Raw genomic sequence first — 570 nt, forward strand, 5'->3', positions numbered from 1 at the left:
TGCGGACGTGCATCGCCAGGTGTGGGAATTCTCTCCCTTTGCGGAGAGGAGGACGTCAAGGTAATGTTGTGCGCATCCGGCTCGGCCGGGCTTCCGCCACGTGCCGTGCGGGCGCCGCCAGCCATCGAGACATCGTGTCGAGGTCGACAATCATGGCAGTCAGAGCGTCTCTCCTGAACTCCGTTCTCGCCACTCCCCCCTCCGGCAACCACCGCGTGACGGCCGCGCTGCGTCCGTCGATGCTCGTGACGCTGTTCGAGGACATACGCCCGATGGCGCTGTCCGGGCTCGCGAGCGGCTTCGTCGCGGCCGTCGCGCTGATGCGGCTGCAGCAGCTGTGGTGCCTCGCATGGCTCGTCCTGGACGTCGGCCTGCTCGTTGCGCGCCTGTCGATCGTACGAGCCTACACGGTGCGGCGCGACGCGGGCGACGATCGCACCGAGTACTGGGCGATGCGCTATGCGCCGGTGTCGCTCGTCGCATGCTTCGTGCTCGGCCTGGGCGTGATGGGCTGCGTGCAGGCCGCCGACGTCGAGCTCGGCACGCTGTCCGTGATGGTCGCGGGCGGCG

General features: G+C 68.8%; 1 pseudogene. It reads left to right on the forward strand.

The window, feature by feature from the left end:
- Positions 1 to 152 precede the first annotated feature (152 nt).
- Positions 153 to 570: pseudogene (locus tag A9Z05_RS33750) on the forward strand (GGDEF domain-containing protein); the annotation flags it as partial.

Origin of the sequence: Burkholderia sp. A2 (assembly GCF_001729305.1) — a bacterium.
GTDB lineage: Bacteria > Pseudomonadota > Gammaproteobacteria > Burkholderiales > Burkholderiaceae > Burkholderia > Burkholderia sola.